This window comes from Nitrosomonas marina (assembly GCF_900110145.1).
In the GTDB taxonomy this organism is placed as follows: Bacteria; Pseudomonadota; Gammaproteobacteria; order Burkholderiales; family Nitrosomonadaceae; genus Nitrosomonas; species Nitrosomonas marina.
Genome location: NZ_FOCP01000009.1, coordinates 83047 through 101479, shown reverse-complemented (window position 1 = coordinate 101479; position 18433 = coordinate 83047). Strand labels below are relative to the sequence as shown.

Here is an 18433-nt window from a genome sequence, read left to right as displayed (position 1 = left end):
ATTAATCAGCGTAATTGTTTGATCGTCTATTCTAACATGCCGATCTGTCCATTATAGAGTGAGGAGCCCGTAGTGCAATTATCCAGCCGCGTTCAAAGCATCAAGCCTTCCCCTACCCTTGCTGTTACTGCCCGAGCTGCCAGTTTGAAGGCTGAGGGAAAGGATATTATCGGTTTAGGTGCTGGTGAGCCCGATTTTGACACACCTCAACATATTAAAAGTGCAGCGGTTGCAGCTATCAACGAGGGTTTAACCAAATACACAGCTGTTGGAGGCACACCTGGCTTAAAAAAAGCGATTATCGAAAAATTCAGACGTGATAACGAGATTGAGTACGATAATTCACAGATTCTTGTTTCCTGCGGCGGCAAACAAAGTTTTTTTAATCTTGCCTTGGCCTTACTTAATCCAGGGGATGAAGTCATCATACCTGCTCCTTTCTGGGTGTCTTATCCCGATATTGTAAAAATTGCGGAGGGCAAGCCAGTGTTCGTTGCTGCGGGTATTGAACAACATTTCAAGATTACAGCCAATCAACTCGAAAAAGCCATAACACAAAAAACAAAGCTGGTTGTCATAAACAGCCCCAGTAATCCCACCGGTGCGGTTTATACGCTGGAAGAACTGAACTCGCTAGGTGAGGTATTGCGTAAATACCCTCAGATTCTGATTGCTACGGATGACATGTATGAACATATACTTTTATCAGGTAAGCACTTCGTTAATATTTTAAATGCTTGTCCTGATTTATATTCACGCACGGTCGTTCTGAACGGTGTTTCTAAAGCATATTCCATGACCGGTTGGCGCATTGGATACTGCGGCGGACCCACCGAAATTGTAACCGCAATGGAAAATATTCAGTCACAAAGCACTTCAAACCCAAGTTCAATTTCACAAGCAGCAGCAGAAATAGCACTGAACGGTGATCAGTCTTGTATCAGGCCAATGGTCGATGCATTTATTGCACGTAATGATTTTATCACCGATCAACTAAATCAATGTAAAGGAATCGCCTGTCTGAAATCCGAAGGTGCTTTCTACGCATTTGCTGATGTACGGCAGGCGATAGCGAATCTTTACGATAAGCACCTAATTCAACACAAAAACGATCTGGCATTCAGCGAATACTTACTGGAAAAATCTGGTATTGCCGTTGTTCCTGGCTCAGCATTTGGCAGCGAAGGCTATATGCGCTTGTCATTTGCCACATCCATGGAAAATTTAGAAAAAGCATCTATCCGGCTTAAACAGGCATTAGATCAATAACCAGACCAAAGTTAATGCAGTTTTGATTCAGCGGCGGCTTTCTTGGTTTTTCCCGCTCTGGATGGAATATTACATAGTCCACAGACATGGTTTGAATGAATATCCAGAGAGTGCACTAAAAATTTTCCACCACATTTGACGCATGGCGTCACACACAATACCTCACTTTCAACAAAACGAATCAATGTCCATGCACGAGTAAGACTCAACACTTGATCCAGCTTATTTGCTTCTATATGTTCCAGATAGAGCTTGTAACTTTTAATCAATGCATCAATTCCGTCGATATCTCCATGCGTCGTAATATAATTATAGATATTGACAAATAATGAGGAATGCATATTGGGCTGCCAGCTCATGAACCAGTCTTCAGAGTAAGGAAGCATGCCTTTGGGTGGTGATACTCCTTTAATTTCTTTGTACAGTTTAACAAGTCTCTCCCGACTCAAGTTGGAATTCACCTCCAGTACCTGTAACCTTGCACCCAATTTAATCAACTCAGATGCCAATTGTATTTGTTTCGCTTCAGTAAGTATGCTTCGATTGCGCATATGCCATATCCCTTTAGGTTATACCAAAAGCTCAGGAAATTGTTTCAGCGGGTTGTCCGGCCATAAGTATGGCAGCATGCGAGTGAGAGACGGCACTGCTACTATCCCTTTCATTACCAGAGAGCAATTCTGCTATCAGGGAATCATTGAATCTGAATCGACATAACAGGTTATTGGAAGATGCCATTTTTAGAAGCTGACTGGTTGTCAGTTTTTCAATTAGCTCGGCGACATCCTGATTAATACCCAGCCGGTAAATTGCGGCCATTTTATCTTCACGAATCAGTTGTTGTGCAAGAAGTAAATAACCTAAATTGATTTCTCTGATTTCTTCCAAATACTGTTTTGTTTCCATTTCAACCTCTCCTGTTTAAAAATTAAATCATCTAAACAACACACTGACTAGGTATGAATTTTCAATGCTGAGTGGATTTAAGTAAATGGAAACAGGCCTAAAACAAAATTAGGAAAAATTCTTATCATGCTATAAGAATTTTTCCTACAAAATTAAAAAAACTCGTTAATTTAGATGATTAGATTCGTTCATTACAGCAAATTATTATATTCGTTTAAGACTTTGTTTTTTCACTGAAATGATAACTACACGAAGAGTTTAAAGAAAGTGAACTGAGAATGACAGGATATTAATCGAGTGTACCGGTTCTACGCTGCTCAAGCAGTTTCAGAAAATTTTCATCATTGACCGGTTGGCTGAAATAATTTCCTTGTGCGAATTTACATTGTATTTCATATAAAAATTTCAATTGCTCCTTGGTTGTAATGCCCTCGGCAACCATAGCCATTCCCAGATTTTTTGCCATTGCATTGATTGCTGCCACTACTCTGGCATTTTCAGTGAATGACTTTGGATTCATGGTCAATGCAGGATCCAGTTTGATACTGTTGACAGGCAGTATACTTAACCATCTGAGCGAAGCTCCGCCAGTTCCATAATTACTGATCGAAAACTGTATCCCGGCATCACCCAGTTCTTTTAAATTATTCATACTGAATTCCGCGCTCTGCAAAAATGATTCTGGCAATTCCAGCTCAAGTAATTGCGGCGGCAGTTTGGTTTCGGCCAGCAAATTTTGTACATACCTTATAAAATGTGTCTGATCATAACCGGTGACGGCAACTGCAAGCGTGATCGTCAATCCATCGTAACCCATTTCGTGCCAAAGCTTTGCCTGCAAACACACATGTTTAAGCATCCATTTTCCGATTTCCAGAATTAGACCGCTTTCATGAATGAAAGGAAAAAACTTACTGGGTGTCAAAGGGCCGGCCTCGGGGTGATGCCATCGCAAAACAACGCCGGCCCCTTTTATAGCACCTGTATCCAGGTTGATAATTGGCTGAAACAATAATTCTAACTCATTATTGATAATGGCTTTTCTAAGTGCTTCCCTCGTCATTAACCGCTTGGCGGAAACTTCATCCATTTTGTTCAAAAAATAGCGGCAACTGTTCTGCCATTTGTTCTGAGAATCAGACAACATATTCTCTACATTTGACAACAGTAATGAAATGGATTCTCCATGTGTCGGGTACTCACAAACTCCAATATTGAGCGTTACATAAAATTCAAGATTATTGATCACAACCGGTATAGACACCATATGCATGATCTTGTCAGCAAATTTCCGTATACCTTCCAGATTATTGACGTCGCAGTTAAAAAAAGCGAATTTATTACTTTCAATTCTTGATAACAAACATTGACTGTTTGTATATACAGACATTCGATACGAAAGTTGCTGAATCAGCATATCACCTACATGATATCCATATATATTATTGATATCAGAGAGTCCACTGATTTTAACTAAGTACACCCCTGCCAGCTTATCTCGATCGGACTGCTTCGTTAAAATGCCTGTAACTTTCTCGCAAAACAAATTACGTTTAGGTAATCCAGTGAGGTTATCATAGTAGGTCAAGCGATAAATTTTGCTCTCAGCCTGTAGTTTTGCACGTTTGACTTCCAGGTTCTTCAGCTCCCTGTCAATAACCAGCAAAAGACGCCCAGTGTGCCCTTTGTATACATAGTCATGTACGCCGTAATGTATTGCAGAAATGACATTTTCATCACTCATTTCGTCTGCATAAATAATGAAGGGTATGTCACGGCCCACTTGTTTCCAGATTTCCAGCGCTTCTTTCAAACTGGCGGAATCCGCTGTGTAGTTACAGATCAGCACATGCCATTCACATTCATAAAAGGCGAGACGGATATCATTTGCGTCAGTTATCGCTTTACAGTTTATTTTGAGATTAATTTTTGATAATTCTGCACGCAACTGTTCGACTTCTGAATCTGAGTATCCGACAAATAGTAATCTTAGGTTATTTCGTAGCATAATTCGCTTTAAAGTGTTTTCCCATTGTTTTAATTACGTCTTTATACCTTTGAGCTTTAAGACAATACCGTGATATAGAAAAAAATACCGGTTGTTTTTTTGTTATCAATTTGAATAATATCAGCTTTCTAGCGCAGACTCTGTGCAAGTAAAGTGGGATTTCCACCCATAGCAGCCACATTGTCGGATACCGCCTGCTCGACGGCAAAACGGCGCAAATAATCAGGCCCACCCGCTTTAGGACCAGTGCCGGATAACCCCATACCACCGAAGGGTTGTACACCGACTACTGCACCGATCATATTACGGTTAACGTAAACATTACCGACCCTGGCCTGTTGGCAGATTTTTTTAATTGTGCCCTGAATGCGACTATGGATGCCAAGTGTCAATCCATACCCACTGGCGTTAATACTGTCGATCACAGCATCAAGATCGCCAGATTGATAACGAACAAAATGTAATACAGGACCAAACACTTCACTACGTAACTGCTGCAGTTCGCTTGTTTCAATCAGTGTTGGCGGAAAAAAATTTCCGGAACGATGCTCAACTGCCTGAGAAACCAGTGGCAATTGATAAATCTCGCAGTTATCCGCTCTCATTTTTTTGACATACTGCCCTAACTGTTGCATGGCTTGCTGGGTGATAACAGCAGCCACATCTGTAGTCACATCATCGGGCTTACCTAGCCGTAATTCCTGCATTGCACCGATCAACATTTGCTTAACCGCATCTGCCGTCTCTTCAGGAACAAGCAGAACGCGTAATGCTGAGCAGCGCTGTCCGGCGCTGTTAAATGCTGAAAAAACAGCATCCTGAACCAGCTGCTCTTTGTGTGCAGACGTATCGGCTATCAACACATTTTGTCCACCGGTTTCGGCAATCAACGGCACAATCATTGGATGATTCGAAAGTTGACGATTGATATGTTGCGCAGAGTCAATAGAACCGGTAAATGCCACACCAGCCACACGGGAATCATCAAGCAAATGCTGACCAATCTCAGAACTTTTACCTGGTAAAAAATGCAGTACGGATTCCGGAACACCGGCCTGATGCAAAATACGTACGCATGCCATTGCCGTCAGTGCTGTACGTTCAGCCGGCTTGGCTATTACCGTATTCCCTGCTACCAGCGCTGCAGCGACCTGACCAGTGAAAATTGCAATCGGAAAATTCCATGGGCTAATGCAGACAAACACACCACGTCCGTAGTATTTCAGCGTATTTTCTTCTCCGGTTGGTCCGGGCAGATCGGCTGGGTGTTCAAATAATTTGAGTGCACTGGCTGCGTAGTAACGACAAAAATCGACTGCCTCACGTACTTCAGCGAGCGCATCTTTTATCGTTCGGCCACCTTCGCGCATGCACAGATCGACCAACTCCATACGCTGTTGTTCTATAAGATCAGCTGCTTTAAGTAGGTTATCTGCACGCTCTCTCACAGTACACAGACGCCAGTCACAGAAAGCGGTTTCTGCGGCATCGAATGCATCGGATACATCTGTTTTATTCGCATAAATTACCTCACCAACTATATGACTGCCATCATGAGGTGCATTCACTGAGTTCGCCTGACCCGTACGAGCCTTGCCGTTAACCAATGGAAAACTTTGATACTGCTTGTGAGCTTGTTTGTTTAGACTTTGTCTCACCTGCTCAAGTACCTGCGGATCTGCCAAATTGAGTCCGGTTGAATTGCAGCGCTGTTTACCATAAAGTGCTGCAGGAAGCGCCAACTCCGATTGCGTACCATTTTGCCAGACAGTAACAGGGTCGGTAACAATCTCATCCACTGCGATATGCGTATTTTCCATATCATGGACAAACGAAGTATTGGCGCCATTTTCCAGCAATCGCCGAACCAGATACGGCAGCAGGTCCTGATATTCACCTACTGGTGCATATACGCGACACACGATTCCGGGATGGTTCGTTTGAATTACCTGGTAAAGCACCTCCCCCATGCCATGCAAACGCTGGAATTCATATTGTTCATACTTGCATGCCATTTGCATAACGACAGAAACCGTATGCGCATTATGGGTGGCAAACTGAGGGTAAAAACAATCGGAGCAATCTATCAGCAACCGGGCACAAGCCAGGTAGCTGATGTCTGTTGACGATTTTCGTGAAAATACCGGATAGCCGACAAGCCCGTCTTCCTGGGCCCGTTTGATTTCGCTGTCCCAATAAGCTCCCTTGACCAATCTGACAGGAATTTTTCGCCGCTGACCACGCGCAAGCGCTGCGAGCCAGCGAATAACATATGTCGCCCGTTTCTGATATGCCTGAACGGCGATACCCAGGCCCGGCCAGCCATCCAGTTCCGCGCTGTTAAATACAGCGGCAAAAACATCCAGTGAGAGATCCAAGCGGTCACTTTCCTCGGCATCAACAGTGAGCGTAATGCCAGCATTACGTGCCAGTATAGCAAGATTTAACAATTTGGAAGTGAGCGCCGGTACGGCATAGCGAAGTTGGAAAGGTTCATATCGTGGATACAAGGCAGAAAGCTTTACTGAAACACTTGGTCTTGCGTATAGCAAATCAGGTTTATCGATAGCAGTGGTCTGGAAATCCATTCCCAACTGTATTATCGCATGACTATATGCCTGGAAGAACCGTTCAGCATCTATCGCGGTAATCGCCGCTTCTCCAAGCATATCGAACGAATAGCGCACAGCCGAATCTGCCAACACATTCGGCGCACTGCTTGATTTCCCGATCGCCTGCTCAATTGTTTCCGCCATGACAAACTGCTCGGCCAATAAATGCATTGCCTGTTTCAATGCGGTGCGGATAACTGGCTGACCCAAACGCACAACCAGCGAATCCAGAACAGTCTGAATGCGCGAATGCTGGTCTGCGTGCAGTAACGTCTGCTGTTGTTCCAGCAATCTGGAAAACATCAATGCGCCAGTAGCCAGATTGACCAGCCGTGACTCACTGTGGTGAGCATGCTGACGCCAATCGGCCGAATTTAATCGATCGGCCAGAAAACGATCCTGGGTAGCACGGTCAGGTATGCGCAACAGCGCTTCTGCAATGCTCATGAGCACAATGCCTTCTTCGCTATTAAGCTGATACTCCTGCAGAAATGCTTGTACTACCGACTGTCTGGTCTGTAACCAAGAAGAAGCCATTTTCCCACGTAACTGACTAAGCAAATCACGCGCATGATTCACGGCCGTGACTGCATCATAACCGGAAAGCTGCTTCAGCAAATCTTTAACCAGAGTAGTTTCATCGGCTAAATAGGCGGCACTCATCGCCTGACGAATCGAATAGAGATGATCTGAGCTCATAGAAATCACCACTGTGTTGATCAAAGTTAAAATGGGTGATTACAGTTTAACGTGAACTTGTGATGTTGAAGGCACAATTTAACAACCAGATTAACGCACTATTTAATTCCTTCGAGTTTTTTAGACAAAAAAAAGGACTCACAAGAGTCCTTTTTCAATGTTTGACAGTGTGATGCTGCTAGATGGTCGCCTCGCCCAGTACAGATACGGTAATCTGCGCCGAGATATCCCCATGCAATACCACTTTGATCGGATAATCACCAACCTGTTTTAATTGACCATGCGGCATGCGTATCATCGATTTTTCGATAGCAAAACCCTGCTCATTCAGGGCCTCGGCAATATTGGCATTTGTTACAGAACCAAACAGCTTGCCATCGCTGCTGGTTTTTTGTGAGATTTGCAGCATCAAACCTTCCAGTCTTTCAGCGATCGCCTGTGCCGCCGCCTGAACATCAGCCTGTTTTTGTTCCAGTTCAGCACGTCGCGTTTCGAACTCTGCTATGGTCTGCTCGGTAGCGCGTTGCGCTTTTCCCTGAGGGATCAGATAGTTTCTTGCATAACCGCTTTTCACATTCACAATCTCGCCCAAGCGTCCCAGCTTAGCAACAGTCTCCATCAATATAACTTGCATGTGTATTACTCCTCAGTGACGGTCTGTGTACGGAAGTAGCGCAAGAAAACGCGCACGTTCTATCGCTGTGCCCAATTGCCTTTGATAATAGGCTCTTGTCCCTGTGATTCGGGCTGGAATGATTTTTCCGTTTTCACTGATAAAATCTCTCAATACATCGGTATCTTTATAGTCGATTGTTTTTACACCTTCCGCAGTGAAGCGACAAAACTTCTTGCGTTTGAACAAAGGACGGTTGGCTCTCCTTTCCTTTTCTTTGTCTTTTCCGTCATTTCGTCTGTTTATACGTGACATATGTTTTCCTGTTTTCAATTAAATTTGAACGATGTGCTCTACATGCAATACCAGCTGCTGATTAGTGTGGCTTTTTCTACTGAGAAACCCGGAAATCTTGACGCTTTCGAATGTATTCAATTCGGTGATCGCTTTCGCAGTCTCGCCCAGCGCCACCGCCTGCAATTCACACTGTATCTTTCGAGTAATATTTGCTTCCCTTCGGCGTGACTGGTGCTGTATAACAAAATCGATCACAGGCAATCCCGCCGGAGTAAAACGTAGTGCGCCAAGCCGGATAATTTCACCACAGATAACCGTCCGGTTGCATTCCACTTGATATTTATGATGCCGTATTCACTGCCTCAGAATTTTCAGTATTTTTTGATTCGCCAGTTTCTTCGGCTTCACCAGACGACTCAGCTTTGTTGTCTGCTTTGTCCTTTTCATCCGGTTTTTCACTATCATCAGCCGGACGCGGTACAGCATCATCTTTCTCTTTTTGTTGCATCATGGGCGAAGGATCTGTTACCGGCCCATCCATTCTGATCGTTAAATGACGCAAAATGGCATCGCTAAACTTAAACGCATAATCAAGTTCATTCAACGTTTCCTGATCGCATTCGATATTCATTAATACATAATGCGCCTTGTGCACTTTCTGAATCAGGTAAGCAAGCTGTCGCCTGCCCCAGTCTTCCAACCGGTGTACCTTGCCGTTTTTAGCTGCAACTATGCCGCGGTAACGTTCTATCATCGCCGGCACCTGCTCGCTTTGATCAGGATGAACTATAAATACAATTTCATAATGTCGCATCATTGCTGTTTGCTATTCCTCTTTTGGGTAAAGCCTTCCATAACTTCCATAAATATATGGTAAGACAAGGGGTTAAAAAGGTTGAATTTTACTGAATTCCAGTGACAACATCAAATAAACTTCACTGTTTTCTGACAGCAAACGTATTAAATGGTTATCTTAGAGCATGCAGTTGTTCACAATACCCGGCTGATTCGAACCACCGATTAAATATTTTTCTGCCAATCAAATGTATCTGCACCCAAAGCACTGCATGAACTGTTAAAATCCTTAATTTTAGCTGCAATCAAAATCGGAGCGGCTCTAGCGCCGCAGATCACCAGAGATGGCTGAAGATAAGGATTGCTGTTGAACAGCATTATAAAATAATTAGAAACATGTTATTGATGATCGACAATTACGATTCCTTTACCTATAACCTGGTACAGTATTTTGGCGAGCTGGGTGAGGATGTCGTCGTACACCGTAATGATGAAATCAATCTTGACACGATTGTGAAACTGGCTCCGGAAAGAATTGTGATTTCCCCCGGTCCCTGTACACCCAATGAAGCAGGCATATCCCTGTCAGTCATCAAGCACTTCAGTAATAATATTCCAGTGCTGGGAGTCTGTCTTGGCCACCAAAGTATTGGACAGGCGTTTGGTGGCAACATCATACACGCCAAACAGCTGATGCACGGCAAAACATCACCAATTTTTCATCATGACAAAGGTATTTTTCGCGGCCTGCCTAATCCGCTTATCGCAACACGCTACCATTCCCTGGTCATCCAACGCGCCACACTTCCCGAGTGTCTGGAAATCACTGCATGGACGGAAGATGGTGAAATCATGGGCATCAGACACAGAACGCTGAATATCGAAGGAATACAATTCCATCCGGAATCGATTCTCAGCGAATACGGACATGACATGCTGAAAAATTTTCTTTTGCAAACTCACCATTGACAAACGACAGTATGAATCCACAGGAAGCTCTGCATCAAATCACCGGTCATCAGGAAATCAGGCATGACGACATGCTGTCACTCATGCGCCAGATTATGCGAGGAGATGTTTCGCCTGTTCTGATTTCCGCCATAATTACCGGTTTGCGCGTCAAAAAGGAAACAGTCGGCGAGATCGCCGCTGCCGCCAAGGTCATGCGCGAATTTGCCACACCTGTCAACATTACTGGTATCCAGCACTTAATTGACACCTGCGGTACCGGCGGAGACGCAGCGCACACCTTCAATATCTCCACTGCTGCGGCTTTCGTCAGCGCGGCCGCAGGCGTTCAGGTAGCGAAACATGGCGGACGGTCTGTTTCCAGCAAATCGGGCAGCGCAGATGTGCTGGAGGCGCTGGGGATTAATCTGAATCAGACTCCTGATCAGGTTGCCGAAAGCATCAGTGAAATCGGGGTCGGTTTCATGTTCGCGCCCAATTATCACAGCGCCATGAAACATGCCGCACCGGTACGTCGAGAGCTCGGCATTAAAACTATTTTCAACATTCTAGGGCCGCTGACTAACCCCGCAGGCGCAAAGAATCAGATACTCGGCGTATTTGATGCACAGCTGGTTTCGATTCTCGTACAAGTACTGCAGCAGCTCGGCAGTGTGCATGTGATGGTTGTCAATGGCGCAGACGGACTGGATGAAATCACCATCAGCGGTGAAACTCGTGTCGGCGAACTCAAACAAGGGACAATCACTGAATACTCAATCCGGCCTGAAGATTTCGGGCTGCACTCAGCACCTATCACATCGATACAGGTGAAAGACGGTAATCAGGCGAAGGCAATGCTGCTGTCCGTGCTGGAAAATAAAAAAGGACCGGCAAGAGACATTGTCTTATTGAACGCCGGAGCGGCCATTTATGTCTCAGGTGTCGCCGATTCTCTCGTACAGGGTATACATCTGGCTCAGCGTGCCATTGAAAGCGGCGCAGCGTTGCAAAAACTGCATGAACTGGTTGCATTTTCCAACCGGCATTCGGCCTGAGCCTCATTAAAAAACATCATGTCAGATATTCTCAAAAAAATTCTTGCTACCAAGGTTGCAGAAGTCGTTGCGGCCAAAGCAAAAACACCATTAACCAAAATAATGGCAGCGGCCAAATCCACCACACCTGCGCGTAATTTCTTCGCAGCCATTCAAAACAAAATCACCGTTGGTCAATCCGCCGTGATTGCCGAAATCAAGCAGGCCAGCCCTAGCAAAGGCGTATTGCGGGGTCCCAAATCGGCACACGCGCCGCATTTGAGCTTTAACCCCGCAGAGATTGCAACAACATACGAAAGACACGGTGCGGCCTGCCTGTCCATCCTAACAGACCGCCAGTTTTTCATGGGTGGCCCCGAATATCTGCAGCAGGCCCGCGCCGCCTGTCAACTGCCAGTACTGCGCAAGGACTTCATCCTTGAGGAATACCAGATTGCGGAAGCGCGTGCCATGGGCGCGGACTGCATCCTGCTCATCGTCGCGGCGTTTACCATGGAGAATGATTTCGGCGCTGAAAAATTGGACAAATTCGACCAAAACGCGCTGGGCCAGATGTCCAAGCTGGAAGCACTCGCGCATGAACTCGGTATGTCTGTTCTCGTTGAAGTGCACAATGACGAAGAACTGTCGCTCGCATTACAACTCAGAACCCCACTCGTCGGTATCAATAACCGTAACCTGCGCACGTTTGAAACCCATCTGAATACCACGTTGAAACTCTTGGCGCAGATACCCAATGACCGTGTAATCGTCACCGAAAGTGGCATTCACACACCGGATGATGTGGCATTGATGCGCCAGCACAACGTCAATGCATTTTTGGTCGGCGAGGCATTCATGCGTGCAGACGATCCGGGCGTTGAACTGGCACGGTTGTTTAGCAGTTCAAATTAACAGGGAATAACAAACAAATCGTTAACTGTACGATGATCAATTCGTACATTTCTTAACGAGGTGCTCCGGTCTAAACGCTGTAACCATATTCACTCAGTTTTTGTTGGGTAAAGACCATCAACTCCATCAAAATAAGCCCACATTATGCAAAACGCATCGGGCTTATTCTGACTGATCCATCCACGCATTATTCAGCAATCGGCCCTTTATTAACCATTGCTGCCGCTTCACCTGTTTCTTCCGCTCCAATATCCGATAACCGCCAGATGCCAAACGTCACGCTTGGTGGAATGCCCATGCCGAGATTCAGGCTGCCAATGCGATAGTTCGAGCCGCGAGCTTTCAGAATAGCATTGACTTTCTCCTGTTTCTCCACGGCTTTGATAATCGTACTGGCGATTACTTCATCGCTGCTGAATTCAACAGTCTTGTCGGCCATACGATTTGACAGTTCCTTTGCCTTGTCCAGAATACTCATTTTCAATCTTCCCAGAAAATATTGGATATAGACGCCTTGATAGGCTGTTTAATTCCGTTTCGAACACGGCAAAATGCAATAGCAATTAACGTTCATAGGCCAGCACAGGAGCCAACCACTGTTCCGTTTTTTCAACCGCCCATCCTTTACGTCGCGCATAATCTTCCACTTGATCCTTGCCGATTTTTCCAACCGCGAAGAATGTCGATTCCGGGTGTGCAATACAAAATCCGGATACCGCGGCAGTGGGCACCATTGCAAAAGATTCTGTGATAATTATGCCTGCTTTCTCGGTGGCGCCAAGTAATTCAAACAATGGCCCTTTTTCAGTGTGATCCGGACATGCGGGATAACCCGGTGCTGGACGAATGCCGAGATATTCTTCTTTAATCAACTGTTCGTTATTCAAAGTCTCATCACTAGCATAGCCCCAGAATTCACGTCGGATGCGCATATGCATATGTTCCGCAAACGCCTCGGCCAAACGGTCGGCCAGCGCTTTGAGTACAATTGCGCTGTAATCGTCGTTAACATCTTCAAATGCCTTGATACGTTCATCAATACCAAAACCCGCACCAACAGCAAATAAACCAATATAATCCTTGAGACCGGTCTCCTTCGGTGCAATAAAGTCAGACAGGCAGCGATTAGGTTTTCCGGACGGTTTTTCGGTTTGTTGACGCAAGCAATGCCAGGTCATGGCAATATTATCCCGTTTCTCGTCAATGTAGATCTCAATGTCATCACCAACTGAATTGGCCGGAAACAATCCGAACACAGCGTTTGCGGACAGCCATTTCTGGTCCACGATTTTTTTCAGCATCGTTTGCGCATCACGAAACAGATTGCTTGCGGTTTCACCTACAACTTCGTCTTCCAGGATGGCCGGATAACGCCCGGCCAACTCCCAGGCCTGGAAAAAAGGTGTCCAGTCGATAAACGGCACGATTTTTTCCAGTGGATAATTATTCAAGGTACGAATGCCCAGTAATTCCGGTTGCGGCGGCTGATAAGCGGCCCAGTCCGGCTTAAAAGCGTTGGCACGTGCGCTTTCAATCGACATAAGCTTGGACGGACCTTTCTTGTTTTTATGCTGCGTGCGCACCCTGTCATATTCATTTTGAATCTTCTGCACATAATCCGTCTTCAGGTCTTCAGACATTAAGCTGCTGCACACACCTACGGCACGGCTGGCATCCGGCACCCACACCACCGGTCCTTCATAATGCGGCGCAATTTTGACGGCAGTATGCACACGGGATGTAGTTGCGCCACCGATCAGTAAAGGTATGTTGAAACCCTCACGCTGCATTTCTTTGGCCACATGGGTCATTTCTTCAAGCGAAGGTGTAATCAGTCCTGACAATCCAATGATATCGGCATTTTCTTTTCTTGCCATGTCCAGAATCTGCGTGCTGGGCACCATGACACCCATGTTGATCACTTCATAGTTGTTGCACTGCAGCACCACCGCTACAATATTTTTACCAATGTCATGCACGTCACCTTTGACAGTCGCCACCACGATTTTTCCTTTCGGCTTTGAATCGCCGAGCAGCCTCTTTTCCTCCTCGATAAAAGGCAGCAGGTGCGCTACCGCCTGCTTCATGACGCGTGCCGATTTGACGACCTGCGGCAGAAACATTTTTCCGGCACCGAACAAATCACCGACAACGCCCATCCCTTCCATCAACGGGCCTTCGATAACCTGAATCGGCCGCCCCCCTTGCGCTTTGATTTCCTGCCGCGCCTCTTCAGTATCTTCTACTATATAGGTGGAGATACCCTTGACCAACGCATGCGTCAGGCGAGACTGCAGCGGTTCTTCGCGCCAGCTTAAATCTTCAACCTGCTCTTTTTTCTTTCCTTTGAAGTTTTCTGCAAAATCAACCAGACGCTCCGTGGAGTCATCACGGCGGTTCAGGATAACGTCTTCAATATATTCAAGCACATCGGCAGGAATATCCGAATACACGCCCAATTGCCCGGCATTAACAATACCCATGGTCATGCCAGCCTTGATGGCATGATAAAGAAATGCAGTATGAATTGCTTCGCGAATGGGCTCATTACCGCGAAATGAAAACGATACATTGGATACGCCGCCGCTGATTTTTGCATATGGCAGCGTTCTTTTAATCTCGCGTGTGGCTTTAATGTAATCCACACCGTAATTATTGTGTTCATCAATTCCGGTTGCGATGGCAAAAATATTCGGATCGAAAATAATGTCTTCAGGTGGAAAACCCACTTTATCCACCAGCACGCGGTAACTGCGGGTACAGATCTCCACCTTGCGCGCCAGTGTGTCCGCTTGACCTGTTTCATCGAACGCCATCACGATCACTGCCGCTCCGTAGCGGCGCGCCAGTTTGGCCTGCTCAATAAATTCTGCCTCACCTTCCTTGAGACTGATGGAATTGATAATGGATTTACCCTGTATGCATTTCAACCCTGCCTCTATCACCGTCCATTTACTGGAATCAAGCATAATCGGTACGCGACAGATATCTGGCTCAGTAGCGATCAGATTCAAAAATTTCACCATTGCCTTTAAAGAATCCAGCATGGCTTCGTCCATATTGATATCGATGATCTGCGCACCGTTTTCGACCTGACTGCGCGCGACATCCAGCGCTTCAGCATACTGATCTCCCAGAATCAGACGCGCAAAAGCTCGAGAACCTGTCACATTAGTCCGCTCACCAACGTTCACAAAAAGCGAGTCGTCACCGATATTCAGCGGCTCCAATCCTGACAAACGGAGCTTTTTGGACAATTCTGGCACTTTTCTTGGAGGAAGTGACTCCACGGCTTCGGCTATGGCTTTGATGTGTGCAGGTGTGGTACCGCAGCATCCACCGACAATATTGACAAAACCGGACTGCGCAAAATCTTTTAATTGACGTGCCGTATACTCGGGTGTTTCGTCATAACCGGTTTCAGACAGCGGATTCGGCAATCCAGCATTAGGATGCACGCTGACATAGACATCCGCAATTTCGGACAACTCCTCGATATATGGCCGCATCAGTTCAGCACCCAGCGCACAGTTAATACCTACTGATAATGGTTTTGCATGGTGCACCGAGTTCCAGAACGCTTCAGGCGTCTGCCCCGAGAGCGTACGGCCAGAGGCATCCGTAATTGTCACTGAAATCATGATTGGCAAACTGAGCGCGTTCACCTCTAAAAATTGATCGATAGCAAACAACGCTGCTTTGGCATTCAGCGTATCGAATATTGTTTCAACCATCAGTATATCCGCACCACCGTCTACCAGTCCGCGTATGGATTCTGTATAGGCGTCTACCAGTTGATCAAAGCTAATATTCCTGAAACCGGGATCATTCACATCCGGCGAGATGGAAGCCGTTTTTGTTGTTGGTCCAATAACGCCAGCGACAAAACGGGGTTTATCCGGTGTTTTTGTTTCCATTTCGCGTGCCGCTTCGCAGGCCAGCTTTGCTGCAGTGGCATTGAGCTCATATACCAGATCTTCCATATGATAATCAGCCATCGAAACCGCGTTGGCATTAAATGTATTGGTTTCGATGATGTCTGCACCGGCTTCAAGATAATCGGCATGAATAGAGCGAATCACGTCCGGGCGCGTCAGCGTCAACAGATCATTATTGCCTTTAAGGTCATGCGGAAAATCGGCAAACCGCTCGCCACGAAAATCGGCTTCTTCCAGTTTAAATGTTTGAATCATTGTGCCCATTGCACCATCCAGGATCGCAATTCTCTGGGCAATTAAGTTTTCCAACAGAGTCGTTCGAAGATTTTTTTTCATTACTTTGTATGCTTTTTGAATTTAAAATAAAGCAATTGATTATACCTTACCAGCCATCTCAAACCTAAAATCAATCAACCAAAACGCATATTTACACTTATAACATACTGAAAAAGCTAGATATATAGTATCTGAAGCCGATATCCGGTTGGTTTAATCTGGCTGTTATCCATATAAAGCCGAACAGTAATTTCATGATTCGGCAAAATTGATATTTTTTTCCGCATATCCGGAGGCAGGTAGTCTGCCGAGGTAAAAATTCTGCTGGCAAGCAACTGATCGTGCACATCCGTTAAAAGCAATTTCAACGCAGGTAACGCTTGTGGCCGCTTCGCATGATTGCGGATAATCGCAGTCAGTGTTGCCATGTCCGGTTGATTTTCGGGGTCGTTCACTTGCAGATCCGACGATACGATGCTCAGCAGATGGATATCTGCTGGCAGGGGCACTGAACAGCTCAATATTTTACAAAACTGTTCCAAATATGGTCTGGTTTGTGGCAATTCTGTCGCCAGATCCGCTCGGTATGTAATAACAGCCTGTCCAATCAGCAAAAAAAACAATACCAGATTGCCGGCCTTCCAAAACCGGTACCGGGAAGAAGACTCAGACACTGCATCGGACAGAAAATCACTTGCAGATCTGTCGAGATCTGTATTTTCTGAGCAATTTTCCAACGCCGAAGCAACATCAGCGGCTGAAGCTTCGGTCTGTTCCACCGGCGTTTCAGGTTTGTTCTCAAAAATGTTTGTGGCGCTTGCCTGCATCAGCTGCTCGTTTGCCACGATACGCAATCCGGCAGACCTGCCGGTAATCTCTTGATGCTCCGAAGTTTCTCCCAGAACGCCACCTGGGTCAGCGGAAACTGACAAGTATTCTATTTCGGACTCATCAATTGTGATCAATGTGGAGAACCCGTTAAAAATAACCTGACATTTTCCACAACGAACCAGACCATTTTTTACCTGTAACTGTTCAGGATAAATTTTGTATGTCGTGCCGCAATCCGGGCACAATGTTACCAGCGCCATCGGTTTCTCCGTTCATTCGTCTGTCAGGCTTTAGATTAGACCATTGCATCACCGTCGGTGGCAATTTGTGTGGTTTGGGCTGACGACACAATCACACATCCATGGTTTTGGTACCCGTCAGTAATACCCAGTCCTCCTGCTCAGCATGAATGTGCATGTCAAACCACGGACTGTAGATTGACATTACTTCATCCGCCTGCGATGCCAGAATACCTGACAACGCAATCCGTCCACCTGCGCGAACCGCACGGGTAAGAATCGGTGCCAGCATGATTAAAGGATTGGATAAAATGTTTGCCACAACTACATCGACCTGTTCAACATCATCACTATCCGCTGTCAGGATCGGATAGTGTGACGCAAACGAGCAACTTGACGATTCACACGCATTCAGAAGCGCATTGGCATAACTTGCTTTGACCGCATGCGGATCAATATCGATACCGGTAACATGCCTCGCGCCCAGCTTGAGAGCTGCAATGGCAAGAATCCCTGAGCCGCAGCCATAATCCAGAAGCGTTTCTTCCTGTTGTAGATTCTGATCCAGCCAAGCAAGACATAGCTGCGTCGTCGGATGACTGCCAGTACCGAATGCCAGCCCCGGATCAAGAACCAGGTTTATCGCAGACGGATCGGGAGGCTGATGCCATGTCGGGACTATCCACAATCGTGATGAGATACAAATCGGATTAAACTGCGATTGTGTCAATCGGACCCAGTCCTGTGCTTCGATTGTTTCCTTTCGGTAAGATGGGATATCCTTTAATCGCAGGGCTTCTGTAATCAATTGCATCACGGCATCCAAATCGGCATCGTGTTCGAATATTCCGCTGACTTCGGCTTTTCTCCATACTTCTCCAGCAGGCAGACCGGGTTCGCCATATAATGGCTGCTCCTGATCAGTACCTGCTGCAGCATCATGAATATCCACCGACAGCGCCCCCAGCTCCATCAACGCTTCACTCAGCGTCTCAACTGATGCGCTATCAATTTGAATAATGATCGTTTTCCAGGACATATCGACAACTG

The 18433-nt window shown here is 45.9% G+C and carries 16 protein-coding genes; 4 read left to right on the top strand and 12 right to left on the bottom strand.

Translation table 11 applies throughout. From position 1 onward, the window contains the following. Nucleotides 1-72 precede the first annotated feature (72 nt). Nucleotides 73-1269, top strand: coding sequence for a pyridoxal phosphate-dependent aminotransferase (locus BMX44_RS08230; protein WP_090631053.1), 1197 nt, complete (start codon nucleotides 73-75; stop codon nucleotides 1267-1269). An 11-nt stretch (nucleotides 1270-1280) separates the two neighbouring features. Here BMX44_RS08230 and flhC read toward each other — a convergent pair whose 3' ends face one another. From flhC to rpsF, 8 genes are all read right to left on the bottom strand, one after another. After that, nucleotides 1281-1820 carry a flagellar transcriptional regulator FlhC gene (flhC, locus tag BMX44_RS08225; protein WP_090631050.1) on the bottom strand — a complete coding sequence of 180 codons (540 nt, stop codon included), beginning with the start codon at nucleotides 1818-1820 and terminating at the stop codon, nucleotides 1281-1283. A gap of 31 nt (nucleotides 1821-1851) precedes the next feature. Further along, complete coding sequence (gene flhD / locus BMX44_RS08220) at nucleotides 1852-2175, bottom strand: flagellar transcriptional regulator FlhD (protein ID WP_090631047.1); 324 nt, start codon at nucleotides 2173-2175, stop codon at nucleotides 1852-1854. Nucleotides 2176-2464: 289 nt separating this feature from the next. Then, a complete protein-coding gene (locus tag BMX44_RS08215; protein WP_090631045.1) occupies nucleotides 2465-4183 on the bottom strand; it encodes a putative bifunctional diguanylate cyclase/phosphodiesterase in 1719 nt (572 codons plus the stop codon). Between the two features lie 128 nt (nucleotides 4184-4311). Beyond that, nucleotides 4312-7494, bottom strand: a complete 3183-nt coding sequence (putA, locus tag BMX44_RS08210) for a bifunctional proline dehydrogenase/L-glutamate gamma-semialdehyde dehydrogenase PutA (RefSeq protein ID WP_090631042.1) — start codon at nucleotides 7492-7494, stop codon at nucleotides 4312-4314. A 178-nt stretch (nucleotides 7495-7672) separates the two neighbouring features. After that, nucleotides 7673-8128 carry a 50S ribosomal protein L9 gene (gene rplI, locus BMX44_RS08205; protein ID WP_090631039.1) on the bottom strand — a complete coding sequence of 152 codons (456 nt, stop codon included), beginning with the start codon at nucleotides 8126-8128 and terminating at the stop codon, nucleotides 7673-7675. A gap of 12 nt (nucleotides 8129-8140) precedes the next feature. Continuing rightward, the gene (rpsR, locus tag BMX44_RS08200; protein WP_090631035.1) at nucleotides 8141-8422 is read right to left on the bottom strand and encodes a 30S ribosomal protein S18; all 282 of its coding nucleotides are present in this window, start codon (nucleotides 8420-8422) and stop codon (nucleotides 8141-8143) included. Nucleotides 8423-8440: 18 nt separating this feature from the next. Then, the gene (priB, locus tag BMX44_RS08195; protein ID WP_090631032.1) at nucleotides 8441-8737 is read right to left on the bottom strand and encodes a primosomal replication protein N; all 297 of its coding nucleotides are present in this window, start codon (nucleotides 8735-8737) and stop codon (nucleotides 8441-8443) included. A gap of 7 nt (nucleotides 8738-8744) precedes the next feature. Then, a complete protein-coding gene (gene rpsF / locus BMX44_RS08190) occupies nucleotides 8745-9218 on the bottom strand; it encodes a 30S ribosomal protein S6 (protein WP_090631122.1) in 474 nt (157 codons plus the stop codon). A 377-nt stretch (nucleotides 9219-9595) separates the two neighbouring features. On the opposite strand from rpsF, the gene BMX44_RS08185 reads away from it, so the two are divergent. The 3 genes from BMX44_RS08185 to trpC are packed head-to-tail and all read left to right on the top strand — an operon-like array spanning nucleotide 9596 to nucleotide 12099. Continuing rightward, complete coding sequence (locus BMX44_RS08185) at nucleotides 9596-10168, top strand: anthranilate synthase component II (RefSeq protein WP_090631029.1); 573 nt, start codon at nucleotides 9596-9598, stop codon at nucleotides 10166-10168. Between the two features lie 11 nt (nucleotides 10169-10179). After that, the gene (gene trpD / locus BMX44_RS08180) at nucleotides 10180-11205 is read left to right on the top strand and encodes an anthranilate phosphoribosyltransferase (RefSeq protein WP_090631119.1); all 1026 of its coding nucleotides are present in this window, start codon (nucleotides 10180-10182) and stop codon (nucleotides 11203-11205) included. Between the two features lie 18 nt (nucleotides 11206-11223). Next, nucleotides 11224-12099, top strand: a complete 876-nt coding sequence (gene trpC / locus BMX44_RS08175; protein ID WP_090631025.1) for an indole-3-glycerol phosphate synthase TrpC — start codon at nucleotides 11224-11226, stop codon at nucleotides 12097-12099. A 187-nt stretch (nucleotides 12100-12286) separates the two neighbouring features. Here the strand turns inward: trpC and BMX44_RS08170 are convergent, their stop codons facing one another. The 4 genes from BMX44_RS08170 to prmA form a co-directional block, all read right to left on the bottom strand. Continuing rightward, nucleotides 12287-12577 (bottom strand): hypothetical protein, encoded by a 291-nt coding sequence (locus BMX44_RS08170; RefSeq protein ID WP_090631022.1) that lies wholly within the window; start codon nucleotides 12575-12577, stop codon nucleotides 12287-12289. Between the two features lie 85 nt (nucleotides 12578-12662). Next, nucleotides 12663-16373, bottom strand: a complete 3711-nt coding sequence (gene metH, locus BMX44_RS08165; protein WP_090631019.1) for a methionine synthase — start codon at nucleotides 16371-16373, stop codon at nucleotides 12663-12665. Between the two features lie 116 nt (nucleotides 16374-16489). Further along, a complete protein-coding gene (locus BMX44_RS08160) occupies nucleotides 16490-17404 on the bottom strand; it encodes a zinc-ribbon and DUF3426 domain-containing protein (protein WP_090631016.1) in 915 nt (304 codons plus the stop codon). Between the two features lie 91 nt (nucleotides 17405-17495). After that, nucleotides 17496-18422, bottom strand: a complete 927-nt coding sequence (gene prmA / locus BMX44_RS08155; RefSeq protein ID WP_090631013.1) for a 50S ribosomal protein L11 methyltransferase — start codon at nucleotides 18420-18422, stop codon at nucleotides 17496-17498. Nucleotides 18423-18433 lie beyond the last annotated feature (11 nt).

Excerpts from the sequence above, each read along its gene's own strand:
- rpsF (WP_090631122.1), bottom strand. The coding sequence starts at position 9,218 with ATGCGACATTATGAAATTGTATTTATAGTTCATCCTGATCAAAGCGAG.
- rplI (WP_090631039.1), bottom strand. The coding sequence starts at position 8,128 with ATGCAAGTTATATTGATGGAGACTGTTGCTAAGCTGGGACGCTTGGGC.
- rpsR (WP_090631035.1), bottom strand. The coding sequence starts at position 8,422 with ATGTCACGTATAAACAGACGAAATGACGGAAAAGACAAAGAAAAGGAA.
- trpC (WP_090631025.1), top strand. The coding sequence starts at position 11,224 with ATGTCAGATATTCTCAAAAAAATTCTTGCTACCAAGGTTGCAGAAGTC.
- putA (WP_090631042.1), bottom strand. The coding sequence starts at position 7,494 with ATGAGCTCAGATCATCTCTATTCGATTCGTCAGGCGATGAGTGCCGCC.
- BMX44_RS08160 (WP_090631016.1), bottom strand. The coding sequence starts at position 17,404 with ATGGCGCTGGTAACATTGTGCCCGGATTGCGGCACGACATACAAAATT.
- BMX44_RS08215 (WP_090631045.1), bottom strand. The coding sequence starts at position 4,183 with ATGCTACGAAATAACCTAAGATTACTATTTGTCGGATACTCAGATTCA.
- flhC (WP_090631050.1), bottom strand. The coding sequence starts at position 1,820 with ATGCGCAATCGAAGCATACTTACTGAAGCGAAACAAATACAATTGGCA.
- metH (WP_090631019.1), bottom strand. The coding sequence starts at position 16,373 with ATGAAAAAAAATCTTCGAACGACTCTGTTGGAAAACTTAATTGCCCAG.
- prmA (WP_090631013.1), bottom strand. The coding sequence starts at position 18,422 with ATGTCCTGGAAAACGATCATTATTCAAATTGATAGCGCATCAGTTGAG.
- flhD (WP_090631047.1), bottom strand. The coding sequence starts at position 2,175 with ATGGAAACAAAACAGTATTTGGAAGAAATCAGAGAAATCAATTTAGGT.
- trpD (WP_090631119.1), top strand. The coding sequence starts at position 10,180 with ATGAATCCACAGGAAGCTCTGCATCAAATCACCGGTCATCAGGAAATC.
- BMX44_RS08185 (WP_090631029.1), top strand. The coding sequence starts at position 9,596 with ATGTTATTGATGATCGACAATTACGATTCCTTTACCTATAACCTGGTA.
- BMX44_RS08170 (WP_090631022.1), bottom strand. The coding sequence starts at position 12,577 with ATGAGTATTCTGGACAAGGCAAAGGAACTGTCAAATCGTATGGCCGAC.